Origin of the sequence: Litorerythrobacter xanthomarinus, from assembly GCF_046254955.1 — a bacterium.
Classification (GTDB): Bacteria; Pseudomonadota; Alphaproteobacteria; order Sphingomonadales; family Sphingomonadaceae; genus Qipengyuania_C.
The window spans coordinates 201,156-217,000 of the sequence record NZ_JBJXRG010000002.1 but is presented as its reverse complement, the minus strand read 5'-3'; the positions used below and the strand labels follow the sequence as shown (position 1 = coordinate 217,000).

Sequence of the window (15,845 nt, the reverse complement as noted above, 5' to 3'; positions counted from 1 at the left end):
ATCAACTGCCTTGTGCGCCCTGTGCCGCGTAGCACACTCAGACTTCCACAAGGTATCACTCCTCCCCCATCCGTAGCGCAGCAATAAACGCCTCCTGCGGGATGCTCACGTTTCCGTACTCTCTCATCTTGGCCTTACCCTTCTTCTGCTTTTCGAGCAGTTTCTTCTTGCGGGTAATGTCGCCGCCATAGCACTTCGCGGTCACGTCCTTGCGCAGCGCCGAAATCGTCTCGCGCGCGATGATCTTGCCGCCGATCGCCGCCTGGATCGGCACCTTGAACATATGCCGCGGGATCAGGTCCTTCAGCCGCTCGCACATCCCCCGCCCGCGCTCCTCCGCCACATCGCGGTGGACGATCATCGATAGCGCATCGACCGGATCGCCATTGACCATGATGCTCATCTTCACAAGGTCGCCCTCGCGCAGCCCAATCTGCTCGTAATCGAAGCTGGCATAGCCGCGCGAGATGCTCTTCAGCCGGTCGTAAAAATCGAACACCACTTCGTTGAGCGGCAGCTCATACGTCACCTGCGCGCGGCCGCCCACATAAGTCAGATCCTTCTGGATCCCGCGGCGATCCTGGCACAGCTTGAGGATTGAGCCGAGATAGTCATCGGGCGTGTAGATCACCGCCTTGATCCACGGTTCCTCGATCGTATCGATCCGGCTGGGATCGGGATAATCGGCCGGGTTGTGCAGCATGATCTCGCGCGCGTCGTCGTTCTTCGATTTGTTCAGCTGGATGCGGTAGACCACGCTGGGCGCGGTGGTGATCAGGTCGAGATCGTATTCGCGCGTGAGGCGTTCCTGGATGATCTCGAGGTGGAGGAGGCCAAGGAAGCCGGCGCGAAAGCCGAATCCCAATGCGGCGCTGGTTTCCATCTCGTAGCTGAAGCTGGCATCGTTGAGCCGCAGCTTGCCGATGCTCTCGCGCAGTTTCTCGAAATCCGCTGCGTCGACCGGGAAGAGGCCGCAGAACACCACCGGCTGCACTTCCTTGTAGCCGGGCAGCGCCTGCTCCGCCCCGCCCTTCACCGTGGTGATGGTGTCACCCACGCGGGCCTGCTCGACCTCCTTGATCTGTGCGGTGATGAAGCCGATTTCGCCCGGGCCGAGCTCTTTCAAATCGGTGCGCTTGGGGGTGAAGCAGCCCACCCGGTCGACCAGATGCTGTGTGCCGCCCTGCATGAAGCGGATGTTGAGCCCCTTGTTCAGCACACCGGCGATCACGCGCACGAGGATGACCACGCCAAGATAAGGGTCGTACCAGCTGTCGACCAGCATGGCTTTCAGCGGCGCGTCGCGCTCGCCCGTGGGCGGGGGGATCTTGGCGACGACGGCTTCGAGCACGTCTTCGATGCCGATGCCCGACTTCGCGCTGGTGAGCACGGCTTCGGATGCGTCGAGCCCGATGATGTCCTCGATCTCGATCTTCACCGCGTCGGGATCGGCGGCGGGGAGGTCGATCTTGTTGATGACGGGGACGATCTCGTGGTCGTGCTCGATCGACTGGTAGACATTGGCGAGCGTCTGCGCTTCGACGCCTTGCGCGGCGTCCACGACGAGGAGCGCACCTTCGCATGCGGCGAGTGAGCGCGAAACTTCGTAGGCGAAGTCGACATGGCCGGGCGTGTCCATGAGGTTGAGCTCGTAGGTCTCGCCGTCCTTCGCGGTGTAGTTCAGGCGCACGGTCTGGGCCTTGATGGTGATCCCGCGCTCGCGCTCAATGTCCATGTTATCAAGCACTTGCTCGGACATCTCGCGGTCGGTCAGCCCGCCGGTGAACTGGATCAGCCGGTCCGCCAGCGTCGACTTGCCATGGTCGATATGCGCGATGATGCTGAAGTTACGGATTTTGGAAAGTTCGGTCATTTGACCGCGCCCTTACCCGCCCCGCATCGCTCTGTCAGCCCGCAATCGAGCGTGTTCAGTCCGGCATGGTGCCGAAGATCGTTTCCATCAGATCAGATCCATAAGCGCCCTCAGGATTGGCGCGCACAACCTGGTCTAGTGCAATTGCGTCCGGTCCGACCAATATGCGCCAGCGATCCTCTTTCACGCCGTCGAGGATGCTCTTTGCGGCCTCCTCCGGTCGCAGCCCATTCTCCTCGAAATCCTTGCCGCGCTGGATGATCTCTTCCTTGGTCACATCCTCGGGGAATATACCCATGCCCTGTTCACGAACGGTGTTGAGGGCGATCTTTGTTCCGATATGCCCCGGCATCACCACGCTCGCTTTCACATGCGGCGCATTGATCGCAAGGTCGGTCATCAGCGCCTCGGTAAAGCCTTTGACCGCAAACTTCGCCGCCGAGTAGGCGGTGTGCGGGGTCTCAGGACCCAGGCTTGCCCAAAAGCCGTTGACCGAGCTGACATTGATAACGTGCCCCTCATTGGCTCTCACCAGCAGCGGCATGAAGGCGCGGCAGCCGTAATAGACCCCATACCAGCACACGCCGAAAGTCCGCTCCCACTGTCCGCTGTCGCCTGCGACGAAGCTGCCGCCTCCAGCTATACCGGCATTGTTGAACAGTAGGTGGATATGGTCCGCCCCGGTCTCGGCCAGAACGTGATCGCGAAAGCCGTTCATGTCACTTTCGCTGCTGACATCGGCGCGGTACGAGATAACCTTGGCACCTTGGGTCGACACGGCTTCGGCAAGCCGGCAAGTCTCAGCCATGTCCTCTTCGCTGACATCGCACATCGCGATCGAGCATCCCTCGGCCACCAACTGGAGCGCCAGCGCGCGCCCTATCCCGGAGCCGCCGCCCGTCACCACTGCAATCTTGCCTGAAAAATCCTTCACCGCGCTCTCCAAGATTCCCATTGGTCAAGCGCAACTGTTGCCGAGCAACGCAGGAAAGGAAAGCGCAATCTCTTAGCCAACCCGCCCGAAAGTTAGCTGGCGAGGTCTAGCTGAGAAAACTTTGGAATACTGATCTTCACCGGATCCAATTCAATATCTTTGCCCACCAACGGGTATGCTCCGGGAGGGAGAGCTGCGAGAGGCATTCCTGCAGCGGCCAATGCATAGGGTGAAATGCGGCTGCGCGTGCACCAGCCTTTGCCGCCGTCACTGATAAGTGGATGCTCGAACTCGATCCCTTGCCAGCTGCCCTCAGACCGCTTCACCTCTGCGACAACAAGTTGGCCTTCGCCAAAATCGACCACGAAATGCGTACCAATCGGCACATCCAGGATGCCTTCGACCCTCGCGCCACTTTGCGAAAGATTTCGCATCATCACCTCATAGCGGTGATCTTCATGGATCAATCCAATCCGGCGCAGGATCGACTTGCGGTCGGATCGAGTCTTTGCCGGCCCTTCGGGAGAAAGGACTATTTCCGCCTCCTGGACCATCGTCAGGACATCTTCTTGGGCCGCCGCCTTGCCATAGACAAATCCCTGCACAGTGGTGACACCCTGCTCACGGACAAAATCCAATTCGTCCATCGCCTCGATACCCTCGGCAGTGGTGTCCATGTCGAGAGAGTTTGCAAGGCTGACAATCGCAGTGATGATCGCAGCGTTTCCGCGAACAGTGTTATCCACCGCCCCCCGAATAAAGCTCTGGTCAATCTTGATCTTGTCGAACGGCGCATCGCGCAGATAACCAAGCGAAGAATAGCCCGTGCCGAAATCGTCAAGCGCCATCCGCACGCCTATTTTCTTCAAGGCTTCAAACATCTTGGTGGTTCCCTCGGTGTCGCCGATGAAAACACTTTCGGTAATTTCCAACTCCAGCCGCCCTGGCCTAAGCCCTGATGCGGTGAGTGCGTTGGCCACCATCTTGGGCAGCTTCTTGTTCATAAATTGCACAGGCGAGACATTGACGGCGACCCGAATATCGCCCGGCCATTTGGCGGCATCCTTACAAGCCTGGCGCAGGGCCCATTCCCCAAGCTTGATAATAAGGCCGGTTTCCTCTGCAACCGAGATGAACAACTCCGGACTGATCGCGCCATGCTCGGGATGATTCCAGCGCATGAGAGCTTCGAAGGCCTTAACGCGATTTTCGATCGGGCAAACCAAAGGTTGATAGCATACCTTGAGCTCGCCGCGATGAAGTGCATCGCGCAAATCATCCTCGACCAGTCGTCGTTCTTCGGCCTTGCTGTGCAAATCACTCGAATAGAAGCGAAACTGTCCTCTACCCGCTTCTTTGGCGGCATATAGGCCGAGGTCGGTATTGCGCACCAGCTCGTCCACATCGACGCCGTCGTAAGGGGCAATTGCAATACCCACCGAGGCACCGATTGAGCAACTGGTACCTTCGATGGAATAGGGCTGCGAAAGCATCTGGATGATGCGATTGGCCAGTTCACCCAAATCCCCGCGGTCATCCCAATCAGGCAGGATTATTTGGAACTCATCGCCGCCGAGGCGGCCTATTTCGCCTTTATCATCGACGATCCTTATAAGCCTCTGCGCTGCCTGCTTGAGCAGTTCGTCTCCTGCCGGATGTCCGAGCGTATCGTTGATATGCTTAAAACGGTCGAGATCGAGCATCATCAGCGCGCAGCTACGCTTCGATACTTTGTAGGCCTTGATCGTACTATCGAGCTGCGCGGCCATCCGCCGACGGTTCGAGAGGCCAGTCAGCGAATCAAAATTCGAATTTCGGTCAGCTTCGGCACGGTCGCGGCGAGCGGACGTCACATCCTGGCCGTTTCCAAGATAGCCCTTAAAACGGCCTTTCCTGTCGAATTGCGGGCGTCCGGAAATCGACCACCAGATTTCGCGACTTTCGAAATCGGCGCGCACTTCTCGGTCGATGAAGGTATTCTTGGCGCGAAGCAGGAATTTCAAACTTCTGCCTTGGTGACTCTTGGGACAGTCAGAGTCGGATCCCATGGCCTCATAGTCGAAGAGAGACTCGAAGGGATGACCGACGATCTCGACCATATCCTTTCCAAGAACTTTTGCGATCTGCGGCGAGATGTAGCTAACCCGGGATTCAGTATCGGTAGCCCAGAACCAGGCCAGCTCGGATTCTTCAAAGTCGTTGAACAGCGCGAGGCGCGGGTCGGCGACGCCATCCCACGCTTTGACCTCCTTGACGCGCAATCCAGGAAAATTCCTGGTGATGCTCAGCATACTAGGCTTAACCACCCTGCCCCCAATTTTGACCCGTTGGTTTTCTTTTCAACGCTTCGAACCGAGCGCATTTCTCGGATAGCGTAAATTCATTGCTGAAAGGCTAAGGGCGCGGTGAGTTGAAAGGCAGCAAGTCAGTGTTGCGGCGCATTGTCCGAGAGCTGGAAACACGGAACGCTTTTCTGGACCACTTCGGCTGCTGGCATCCCGGTGTATCGTCCTGCCGGCAGTGCTTCGAGCGGCGCACCGGCGCTAGCCAATGCGTATGGTGATACACGATGGCGCGTGCACAATCCGCCGGCACCATCGTCGACCAATTCCTGCTCGAATTCCAGTCCCTGCGTGTCTCCCGATGAGCGTTTGGCTGTGGCAACTGCCAGCTGGCCTCCGCCGAAGTCGACCACGAACTGAGTGTCGAGCGGAACATCGACCAGGCCTTCGATCATGCAGCCGCTGCGCGAAAGATTCCGCATTGTCACTTCGTAATAGTGATCTTCGTGGATCAAGCCGATCTTGCGGAAAACCGTCCGGCGGCTAGCCCGCTGCGAGCCGGAAACAAGAGGATCGAGCGTCCAATCATCGCCCGACAGCGCTTTCGCGAGCGCTTCCTTGTCGAGGGCATCGGAGAAGACGTAGCCCTGAATATGGGCGACGCCGCAACCGACGACCAACTCCAGAAGCTCCATGGATTCAACGCCATTTGCGATCGTTTCCATGCCCATGGCTTTGGCGAGCGAGACAATTGCCTTGATCAGGTCGGTATCGGGCTTGTCATCGAACATCGTGCCTAGGAGGAACTTTTCGCCAATCTTGATGGCCGAGAATGGAGCGCGGCGAAGGTAGCTGAGCGAGGAGAAACCTGCGCCGAATTGGTCCAGCGTCAGGCGAACGCCCATTTTGAACAGCTTCGAGAGCGTCTTGTCAGCGCTGCCGGCATCGCCGAGGAAAACCGATTCATTCAGCTGTAGCTCGAGCCGTTCTGGAGCAAGACCGCTTTCTTTGAGAGCTTCAACGACCTTGTCGGCAAAACCGTCGCTGGTGAATTGGACCGAGGAGATGCCCAAGGCAATGTTCAGGCTGTTGGGCCATTCCATCGCTTCCTTGCAGGCTTGCTTGAGCGCCCATTCGCCCAGCTGCACGATCAGGCGGCTTCCTTCGGCGATTGGCAAAAAGGTTTCCGGGCTGACTTCGCCGCGATGGGGATCAATCCAGCGATATTGTGCCTCGAGCGTCAAGACCTTGTTGCCCTTGGACGAAACAATCGGTTGGTAGGCGAGCGAGAATTCGCCGCGGTCGATTGCAGCCCGCAGGTCTTCTTCCATACGCTTGCGCAGATTCGCCTCGAACTCGAGGTCGGTCGAATAGAATCGGAACTGACCGCGCCCGCCGCCCTTGGCCGCATAGAGGGCCAAGTCTGCAGAGCGCGTGACTTCCTCGCGGGTCACGCCGTCATGCGGGGCGATAGCGATCCCAACCGATGCGCCAATCGATGCACGCCCTTCCTCAACCGAGTAAGGCTGCGAGAGCATTTCAATGATCTTCTTGGCAATCTCGCCCAGCTTGCCGCGGTCATCCATGTCAGGAAGCATGATCTGGAACTCGTCGCCGCCGAGACGACCAATTTCACAGCCCCCATCGATTACCCGCTGCAGACGACTTGAAACCTGCCGCAGCAATTCATCGCCTGCCGCGTGACCCAGTGTGTCATTGACCTGCTTGAAGCGGTCGAGATCCAGCATCATGATCGCGCAGTTACGCTTGGCTGCCCGGAATGCATTGAGCGTGGAATCGATCCGCTGCGCCATGCGGTGGCGGTTTGATAGACCGGTTAGGGAATCGTATTTCGCAAGACGAGCCGCTTCCTCTTCGCTGCGACGCTCTTTCGTCACATCGAGTGCGCTGCCGCGATAGCCGCGGAATTTGTCCGATCCTTCAAAGATCGGCTTGCCCGAAATTTTGAGCGACAGGTCACAGTCTTCAGCGCTGGCGCGCACGGCGAGGTTGTCGAAGGACTTGCGAGCGCTCAGCTTCAAGCTCAGCGAGCGCGAGCTGCCGGTGCCGCTATCTGTCTCAAAGAGATTCTGGAAGGAATGTCCGATCAGGTCTGCTGGTTTGTAGCCCATGGCCTGCGCGATCAGCGGGCTGAGATAGGTCACTTTGCCATCACGGTCGGTCGCCCAGAACCAGCCAAGACCGGAAGCTTCGAGCTCTTCGACAATGGACAACTTATCGTCGGCGGAAATTCCACCAAACGAGCGACCACCTCGCTGAGACCCTCCCGAGCCCAGCAGGTTGTCAAAAATGCCCTTGAAAGGCACCTCACCCATCGCTTCAGTCTTCCCCTAGTGCATTGACCTGCTTCCACGGGGTAAAACGGAAGGGTTAGCTTTTCCCTAACGGCCGCCTCGTCCGCCCTGCTTCGTAAAGCAGTGCTTAACCATTGTGAGAGGCCCCTTGCATCAGTCGCAAGCTTGAAACGCATGACGATGCGCGGCATGAACACCGCAGGGAAGAGAGGCCAAGAGCCAGTTTATGCGCCATATCGCAATCGTCGGGTCTGGCCCGGCAGGGTACTACACCGCCGAAGCTGCCCAGAAACACTGGGGCGACGATGTAAGGATCGACGTGTTCGACAAGCTTCCGGTGCCTTATGGACTGATCCGGACCGGCGTGGCCCCGGACCATCAGTCAATCAAAGCGGTATCGCGCCGCTATGAAAAAACCGCGCTTACTGAAAATGTACGGTTCGTCGGCAATGTCTCGGTCGGCGAGGACGTAAGCATCGGTGAATTGGAGCAGCTGTACGACGCCATCGTGATCGCAACAGGTGCGCCGCATGACCGGCAGCTCGGCATCGAGGGCGAGGATCTGGACAATATCATCGGCTCGGCCGCATTCGTCGGTTGGTATAACGGCCATCCGCAGTTCGCCGATCTTGGGCCCAAACTCGACGGTGCCAATGCCGTAGTGATCGGCATGGGCAATGTCGCGCTTGATGTGGCGCGCATTCTTTCGAAGACTGACGCCGAATTCGCCGCCAGCGATATCGTCAAGCATGCGCTCGACGCCTTGATGGGATCTGGCGTTCGCACTGTCACTATCGCCGGTCGCCGTGGGCCCCATCAAATCATGATGACACCCAAGGAATTGGGCGAGCTGATGCATCTTGAGCGGGCAACGCCTCGGGTCGATCCAGATGACCTGCCTGAAGAGGAGGAAGATGCCATCCTTGAGCCGGGACTTCGTAAGTCCGTCACATTACTGAGAGGCTTCGCAGCCATTCCGGAAAGCGAGCGCGGCGAGAAGCCAATCGAAATCGATTTCGACATGTTCGCCAGTCCGATCCGCTTTGTGGGCGATTGCCGGGTAAGGGGGGTCGAAGTCGAGCGCACAAAGGTCGAAGCCGGGCGCGCGATCGGCACCGGTGAAACCTATGTCATCCCTGCTGACCTGGTGGTTAGCTGCATTGGCTACCGAAGCTCTCCAATTCCCGATGTCCCTTTCGAAGAGCGTGCTGGACGCTTCGCCAATGACGAAGGGCGTATCCTGCCTGGTATCTATTGCGTAGGCTGGGCGCGGCGCGGCCCGACGGGGACAATCGGCACCAATCGACCCGACGGCCAAGGCATCATCGAGAAGATTGTCGAAGATTTCGATTCAGGCAGTCTGGGCCGCGGCGACAAGAAAGGTCGTGCGGGCTTTGACGAACTGGCCAGATCTCGCAACCTAGAGTTGGTCACATTTGCCGACTGGAAGAAAATCGAAGAAGCAGAGAATTCTGCCGCGCGCGATGGCGCTCCGCGAGAGAAATTCATCGATGTCGAAAGCATGTTTGCCGCGCTTGCCAATTGATGGAACGGCCAGGCAGGCTCATACGTTGGAAACACAGACCGGTCGCAAGGTAACATTATACGAGGATGGATCATGGCCACCACGCTTGAGAATGAAGCTTCACAATCCACCAGCGCCCTTGGGCCACTGGTAGGGCTGGCGAGGGAAGACATCATAGGCGCGGTGGCATTGCTGTTGCGGGAAACCGCCACCGATCCCAAACGCACTTTCAAGCACGCCCAGTCAATGGGCGAAGACATGATAAAGATCCTGACCGGCCAGTCCGATATAGCACCCGACCCGAGGGACAAAAGGTTCAAGGACCAGGCATGGCAGTTCAATCCCTTCATGCGCGCCGGAATGCAGTATTACCTTGCGGTACAGAAAGGCATGTCGAACTGGTTGGAAGACCTTGAGCTTGACGATCTCGAGCGCGACCGGGCCCGTTTCATCTCGAATATCATCATCGATTCAATTGCGCCCACCAACACGCTGATCGGTAATCCAACAGCGCAAAAGGTTGCGATTGATTCCGGCGGCCTTTCGCTGATCAAGGGCCTCAAGAACGCCTATGATGATATGGTCCACAACAAAGGCATGGTCAGCCAGGTGGACAAGAAACCATTCAAGCTGGGCGAGAATATCGCGACCTCGAAAGGTTCGGTCGTATATCGCACCGAGATGTTCGAACTGATCCAATATGCGCCAACGACCGAAGAGGTGCACGCGATCCCGCAGCTGACGATTCCGCCGCAAATCAACAAGATGTACATCAACGATCTGTCGCCGGAGAAATCGGTGGTGAAATACCAGCTCGACAACGGCATCCAGACTTTCCTGATCTCGTGGCGCAACCCCTCAAAGGAACAAGGCCACTGGGACATGGCGGACTATATCCGCTCATGCGAGGAAGCGATGGAAGTCGTCGCCAACATCACCGAAAGCGACAAGGTGAACGTTTCGGCCGGTTGCTCGGGCGGGCAAACCGCTTCGCTGCTCGCGAGCAAGATGGCTGCCGAAGGCAACGATCTCCTCGGATCGCTGACGCTGATGGTGTGCGTGCTACATCCCAAGCAGAACGATATCGAGGCAGGATCGCTAATCAGCGAAAACGGCCTCAAGCTGGCCAAACGCCGTGCTGCAAAAAAGGGTATCATTGAAGGGGATTCGCTCGCCAGGGGTTTTGCCTGGCTGCGCCCCAACGATCTGATCTGGAACTACGTCATCAACAATTACTTGCTTGGCCAGGATCCGCCCGCTTTCGACGTCCTGTTCTGGAACGCGGATGCCACCAACCTTTCTGCCAGCCTGATGGGCGATTTCCTGCATCTCTACGAAACGCTCGCTTTCACCAAGAAGGGCGAAGTGGAAATGGTTGGGCACAAGGTCGACCTGTCAAAAGTTGACAGCAACCTCTTCATCCTCGGCGGCGTGACCGACCACATAACTCCCTGGAAAGCGACTTATCGTTCGACGAACTTGTTTGGATCGAAGGATATTACGTATGTCCTCAGCCAGTCGGGCCACATGCAGGCGATCCTCAATCCTCCGGGGAATCCCAAGGCAAAGTTTTACATCCAGAAGGGCAAGAAGAAGAAGTTGCCCAAAACCGCCGATGAATGGCTCAAGGGAACCGAAGAAGTGCCCGGAAGCTGGTGGCCTTACTGGATGGAATGGATGCAAAAGCGCTCTGGTGACAAGATTCCGGCTCCCGACAAAGTCGGGAACAAGAATTACAAACCGCTGGACCCGGCACCCGGTACCTATGTAGTCGAGGAAGTCTAATCACGGACCATCATATGGTCGCTACCAGGAATTGCGTTTGACGGACACAATCGGCAGCGGGGAAGTCTCGCTCGAAAACATCGGCGGTAGGCAGCTGCGCATCGCGCGTTGGCGACTGGATGAGCCGTCCGATCATCCCCCAATTCTGTTCTTCAATGGAATCGGAGCCAATATCGAGGCCGTCAGCCCGCTCGCCGAGATGCTCGATGATCGCGGCTTCATCATGTTCGACATGCCCGGCGTAGGTGGCTCGCCCGAGCCCCTAATCCCATACAATGCCTTCACGATGAGCTGGACGGCTGCGAAGATCCTCGACGCATTCGGCATCACGACCGTAGATGTTATGGGGGTCAGCTGGGGCGGCGCGATGGCTCAGCATTTCGCCCTTCAACACGCTGCGCGTGTTCGCCGCGTTGTCCTGTGCGCGACGACTGCGGGAATGCTTATGGTACCGGGCAATCCGGCTGCGCTGACGAAGATGGCCAACCCGCGCCGCTATATCGATCCGGAATTCATGAACGAGCATTTCCAAACGCTCTACGGCGGGATTGATCCGGACGGGACGAAACATCAGAAAGACGCACATATCGGCAGGCTCAAGCCGCCGACGCCGCGCGGCTACTTCTACCAACTGCTCGCCATGCTTGGTTGGACCAGCGCGCCCGCCCTGCCCTTCCTCAACAAGGAGACGCTGGTCATGATGGGAGGCGACGACCAGATTGTGGTCCCGATTAACGGTCGCATCCTTGCATCGCTCATCCCGAATGCAAAGCTCGTCGAAATCCCTGATGGCGGACATCTGTTCCTCCTGACGCATGAAGACGAGTCTCTGGCCGAGATTAGGGCATTCCTTGATGCTCCCGAAGGGGAGGCCTTGGCCGCTGCCTGAGCGGCTGGCGGGCGGAAACCAAAATGGAAACTGCCCAGCCTGATCCCAACTTTCGCCCAATTGCTAGTCGCCCCCATTCGGGTGAAGGCGGGGCACTGGGCAAGACCGGTTTCGCCTGGGCAGTCTTCGAATGGGCCCGCAATCCCTATTACATCCTGATCGTCATCTACATTTTCGCGCCCTACTTCGCGCGCGACATCATTGGCGCCGACATGTTAGCGAGCGGCGAACTGGATGCGCTGTCGCCGGAAGAAGCGCGCGCAACCGCGAACGCCCAAGGGCAAGCGACCATTGCGTCGGTCACAAAATGGGCAGGTTTTATAGCTGCGCTCACCGCACCATTCCTCGGTGCCGCGCTCGATCGCGGAGCGAAGCTCAAGCCGATCCTCGGAGTATTCCTCGGCTCGATTGTAATCTGCTCTGCCATGCTGTGGTTCGCCATGCCCGGCGGACAGGGGTTGTCTGTCCCGGCGATCATGACGCTGCTGGTGATTGCCTATGTCAGCTACACCTATTCGGAGGTCACGCATAACGCGATGCTGAGCGTCGCAGGCACGCCCGATCGCCTGTCGATGATTTCCGGGCTCGGCCTAGGCCTGGGAAATCTGGCCGCAACGCTGATCTTTATCGTTCTTGTCCTGCTGTTCGTGCTGCCGAGCATGATCGGATGGCCTTTTGCCGAGCCGCAATTCGGTATCGATATCGCCAGTTTCGAGCATATGCGGATCGCCGGCCCGATCTGCGCGGCCTGGCTCCTCATCTTCTCCATTCCGTTCTTCACCCATGCGAAAGACCCCGGAATTTCCGGTGCAAGCTGGCCGAAGGCGGTGGTGGAAGGCTCGCGCAGCGTCATTCAAACCGTCAGAGAAGCGGCCAAGTATCGCGAATTGATGAAGTTCCTGATCGCGCGGATGTTTTATGCCGATGGCATGGCCGCCTTGCTCGCACTGGGCGCGGTCTATGTCGCGCTTTTCCTCGACTGGGGTTTCCTAGAAATGATGTGCTACGCCATCTTCGGCTCGGCCATCGCTTTCGGGGGCGGTATTTTCGGCGGCTGGCTGGACACCAAGGTAGGCGTTAAGCGAGCACTGATCATCGAGATCGTCACGATGGTGACGACGCTCCTGGCCCAGCTTTCCATCACCAAGGAGAGCCTGCTGTTCGGCCTGGTCGAGAATTACCAGGTTTGGGACGGACTGGTGTTCAAGACTCTCTCGGACCTTGTCTACCTGGGGTCGATCAGCATTGTGGCTGTGTCGGTCACCGCCAGCATCTCGTCGAGCCGGGCTATGCTGGTAACGCTTGCCCCGCCCGGCCGCAGCGGCGAGTTCTTCGGCCTCTATGCGATCGCCGGGACGATCACGGTGTGGATGGGTCCCTTGCTGGTCGAGTACTTCACACTGTGGTCCAACAGCCAACGGATCGGCATGGCATCTATATCGGTGCTGTTCCTGATCGGCCTCGCGGTGCTGGTGACCGTCAGAATGCCGGTACGAAATCCCGTTTAACCTCGCGCAGGCCTAACCGCGCGCCTCGAGCCACCCTTTCAGCTTCGTATTCACCTTATCCGGCACATCCTGCTGAACCCAGTGCGAGGCATCGGGAAACCGTTTGACGGTCAGGTCCGGAACATACTCCTCCATCCCGTCAAGCACGTGGATGTCGATCGCAATATCCTGCTCGCCCCACAGCACCAGCGTCGGCACGTGAACCATGCCATCACCAATGTCGCGCGCGTCGGGGCGGCGCACCAGCGCGCGGTAATAGTTCAGCATTGCCGTAATCGCGCCAGGTCGCTGCGCTGATTTGCGAAAGGGCTCCAGCACATCGTCAGTGAAAAGGGATTTGTTGATAGCCGATCCGCGGAACGCTTCGACAATCGGCTGTGCATTATCGCGCGCTAGCAGTTTCTCCGGCAATCCCGGGATCTGGAAGAAGAAGATGTACCAGCTCTTTCTAAGCTGCCGCCATTTCCTGAGCTCGCGCTGGGCGCATTTCGGGTGCGGTACGTTAAGGATCACGAGATGCTTCAGCGGGCGGATCTGGTTGATCGCGAAATGCCACGCGATGAGCGCGCCCCAGTCGTGCGCGATGAGCGTCACCTCCTTCGCGCCGCTGGCATCGATCAGGCCCGCAATATCCTGCACGAGCGTGTTCATCCGGTAGGCTTCGGTGCCTTCCGGGCGGCCGCTCGCGCCGTAACCGCGCAGGTTGGGCGCCCACACGCGGTAGCCCATCTCAGCCAGAATCGGCATCTGGTGGCGCCAGCTGTAGTTGAGCTCGGGAAATCCGTGCAGGCACAGGGCCAGCCTGTTACCTTCCCCGGCCTGCGCCACCTCGAAGCGCATTCCGTTTGCCTCGACCCAGTCGACTGAGATCCCGCTCTGGGGATCCGGTTGCCAGCTCCATTCCACTATCGATTCTCCAGTTGGCGATGCGCGCCGGGTTCTGATAAACAGGTTTCAAAGAAAAATGGAGAGAGCAATGCCTGCCTTTGACCTGATCATCCGCAATGGAACAATCGTCGACGGAACCGGGGAGCCGCGCTTCACCGGCGATGTCGCGATCAGGGACGGATTGATCGCGCAAGTGGGCGAAGTGCATGGCGATGCTGCAGAAGAAATCGATGCAGGCGGCAATGTCATAGCTCCCGGCTTCGTCGATATCCACACGCATTACGACGGGCAAGCAACCTGGGACCAGGAAATGGCCCCTTCGAGCTGGCATGGCGTTACCACAGTGGTGATGGGCAATTGCGGCGTCGGCTTCGCGCCCGCGCGGCCTGACAAGCACGAGTGGCTGATCGAACTTATGGAAGGTGTCGAGGATATTCCCGGTACCGCGCTCGCTGAAGGGATCACGTGGGACTGGGAGACCTTCCCCGAGTATCTCGATGCGCTCGAGAAGCTGCCCCGCGCCATCGATGTCGGCACCCATGTGCCGCACGGCGCTGTGCGCGCCTATGTGCTGCAGGAGCGGGAAGAACCCGGCGCAGTGCCAACCGACGACGAAATCAGGCAGATGGCGCAGATCGTCGAAGACGGCGTGCGTGCCGGCGCGCTCGGCTTCTCGACGTCGCGCACTGTGCTGCACAAGGACGTCAACGGCGTACTCGTTCCCGGAACGACAGCCACCGCCGAGGAACTTGTCGAGTTGGGCCGCGCGATGGGCCGCGTGGGCTACGGCGTTTTCGAAATGGCATCGGACCTGCGCAAGGAATGGAACGAGTTCGAATGGATGGGCAATCTCAGCCGCGAAACCGGCCTACCCGTTACCTTCGCCGCGCTCCAGTCGATCGCCAAGGAACAGTCGCTTGACGAGCAGATATCGAACATGCGCGCCGAGAACGACAACGGCGCGAATATCGTTGCCCAGATCGCGCTACGTGGCAACGGCATCATCATGGCCTGGCAAGGCACCGTGAACCCCTTCGCGCTCCGCCCCAGCTGGCAGGCGATGGCCGAGCTTCCATGGCCGGAAAAGAAAGCAAAGCTGCTCGACCCCGAATTCAAGGCAACCCTGCTAGCGGAGGCGAACGACTATTCCGAAGTCTCTGAAGATACAAAGGATGTCGTCATGTTTCTCACCAACGCGTGGGGCGCGATGTACGAAATGGACGATAGCTTCGATTACGAACCGACGCAGGCAGAGTCTGTGCTGGCCCGCGCGGAGGCAGCCGGGATTACAGCGCAGGAATATGCCTATGACATGCTGTGCCGCGACGATGGAACGGGCTTCATCTACTTCCCGATCCTGAACTATGCCGACGGCGATCTCGAGTTTCTGCTGCCGCTCCAGCACAGCGACGATACGGTGAACTCGCTTTCGGACGGCGGAGCACACTGCGGCACAATCTGCGATGCTGCTTCTCCCACCTTCATGCTCGAACACTGGGTGCGCGACCGCAAGCGCGGCGATACGATCACGCTTGAGAATGCGATCAAGCGCCAGTGCCTCGACACCGCGCGGCTATATGGCCTTGAGGACCGCGGCGTGATCGCGCCGGGCTATCTCGCCGACATCAACATCATCGATATGGACAAGATCAAGCTGGGCAAGCCGTGGCTGGCGTTTGACCTGCCTGCGGGCGGCAAGCGGCTCCTGCAGAAAGCTGAGGGCTATGTCTGCACGATCAAGAATGGCCAGGTCACCTTCCACGATGGCAAGTGGACCGGCGAGACCCCGGGCGGCCTGATCCGTGGTCCGCAACGCGCGGAGCTGGCGGAAGCGGCAGAATAGGGA

General features: G+C 58.6%; 10 protein-coding genes. 5 read left to right on the top strand and 5 right to left on the bottom strand.

The genetic code is table 11. From position 1 onward, the window contains the following. Positions 1–55: 55 nt before the first annotated feature. From lepA to ACEWMW_RS10305, 4 genes are all read right to left on the bottom strand, one after another. Positions 56–1,873, bottom strand: coding sequence for a translation elongation factor 4 (gene lepA / locus ACEWMW_RS10320; RefSeq protein ID WP_409413849.1), 1,818 nt, complete (start codon positions 1,871–1,873; stop codon positions 56–58). 55 nt (positions 1,874–1,928) lie between these two features. Continuing rightward, positions 1,929–2,828, bottom strand: a complete 900-nt coding sequence (locus ACEWMW_RS10315; RefSeq protein WP_409413848.1) for an SDR family NAD(P)-dependent oxidoreductase — start codon at positions 2,826–2,828, stop codon at positions 1,929–1,931. 71 nt (positions 2,829–2,899) lie between these two features. Then, on the bottom strand, positions 2,900–5,098 hold the full coding sequence (locus tag ACEWMW_RS10310) for a putative bifunctional diguanylate cyclase/phosphodiesterase (protein WP_409413847.1): 2,199 nt from the start codon (positions 5,096–5,098) through the stop codon (positions 2,900–2,902). Positions 5,099–5,232: 134 nt separating this feature from the next. Then, positions 5,233–7,425, bottom strand: coding sequence for an EAL domain-containing protein (locus ACEWMW_RS10305; protein ID WP_409413846.1), 2,193 nt, complete (start codon positions 7,423–7,425; stop codon positions 5,233–5,235). Positions 7,426–7,630: 205 nt separating this feature from the next. Between ACEWMW_RS10305 and ACEWMW_RS10300 the strand changes: the two genes are divergently transcribed. The 4 genes from ACEWMW_RS10300 to ACEWMW_RS10285 all read left to right on the top strand — a co-directional run bounded on the left by ACEWMW_RS10300 (position 7,631) and on the right by ACEWMW_RS10285 (position 13,111). Beyond that, positions 7,631–8,950 (top strand): FAD-dependent oxidoreductase, encoded by a 1,320-nt coding sequence (locus ACEWMW_RS10300; RefSeq protein ID WP_409413845.1) that lies wholly within the window; start codon positions 7,631–7,633, stop codon positions 8,948–8,950. 72 nt (positions 8,951–9,022) lie between these two features. Then, a complete protein-coding gene (locus ACEWMW_RS10295; protein ID WP_409413844.1) occupies positions 9,023–10,714 on the top strand; it encodes a PHA/PHB synthase family protein in 1,692 nt (563 codons plus the stop codon). 37 nt (positions 10,715–10,751) lie between these two features. Then, complete coding sequence (locus ACEWMW_RS10290) at positions 10,752–11,603, top strand: alpha/beta fold hydrolase (protein ID WP_409413843.1); 852 nt, start codon at positions 10,752–10,754, stop codon at positions 11,601–11,603. Positions 11,604–11,626: 23 nt separating this feature from the next. Continuing rightward, the gene (locus tag ACEWMW_RS10285) at positions 11,627–13,111 is read left to right on the top strand and encodes an MFS transporter (RefSeq protein WP_409413842.1); all 1,485 of its coding nucleotides are present in this window, start codon (positions 11,627–11,629) and stop codon (positions 13,109–13,111) included. 12 nt (positions 13,112–13,123) lie between these two features. On the opposite strand, the gene ACEWMW_RS10280 is transcribed toward ACEWMW_RS10285, so the two are convergent. Continuing rightward, positions 13,124–14,017, bottom strand: a complete 894-nt coding sequence (locus ACEWMW_RS10280; RefSeq protein WP_409413841.1) for an alpha/beta fold hydrolase — start codon at positions 14,015–14,017, stop codon at positions 13,124–13,126. 70 nt (positions 14,018–14,087) lie between these two features. On the opposite strand from ACEWMW_RS10280, the gene ACEWMW_RS10275 reads away from it, so the two are divergent. Continuing rightward, positions 14,088–15,842, top strand: a complete 1,755-nt coding sequence (locus ACEWMW_RS10275) for an N-acyl-D-amino-acid deacylase family protein (protein ID WP_409413840.1) — start codon at positions 14,088–14,090, stop codon at positions 15,840–15,842. The last annotated feature ends 3 nt before the right edge of the window (positions 15,843–15,845 follow it).

Coding starts and splice junctions, on each gene's coding strand:
- lepA (WP_409413849.1), bottom strand. CDS start 1,873: ATGACCGAACTTTCCAAAATCCGTAACTTCAGCATCATCGCGCATATC.
- ACEWMW_RS10315 (WP_409413848.1), bottom strand. CDS start 2,828: ATGGGAATCTTGGAGAGCGCGGTGAAGGATTTTTCAGGCAAGATTGCA.
- ACEWMW_RS10310 (WP_409413847.1), bottom strand. CDS start 5,098: ATGCTGAGCATCACCAGGAATTTTCCTGGATTGCGCGTCAAGGAGGTC.
- ACEWMW_RS10305 (WP_409413846.1), bottom strand. CDS start 7,425: ATGGGTGAGGTGCCTTTCAAGGGCATTTTTGACAACCTGCTGGGCTCG.
- ACEWMW_RS10300 (WP_409413845.1), top strand. CDS start 7,631: ATGCGCCATATCGCAATCGTCGGGTCTGGCCCGGCAGGGTACTACACC.
- ACEWMW_RS10295 (WP_409413844.1), top strand. CDS start 9,023: ATGGCCACCACGCTTGAGAATGAAGCTTCACAATCCACCAGCGCCCTT.
- ACEWMW_RS10285 (WP_409413842.1), top strand. CDS start 11,627: ATGGAAACTGCCCAGCCTGATCCCAACTTTCGCCCAATTGCTAGTCGC.
- ACEWMW_RS10275 (WP_409413840.1), top strand. CDS start 14,088: ATGCCTGCCTTTGACCTGATCATCCGCAATGGAACAATCGTCGACGGA.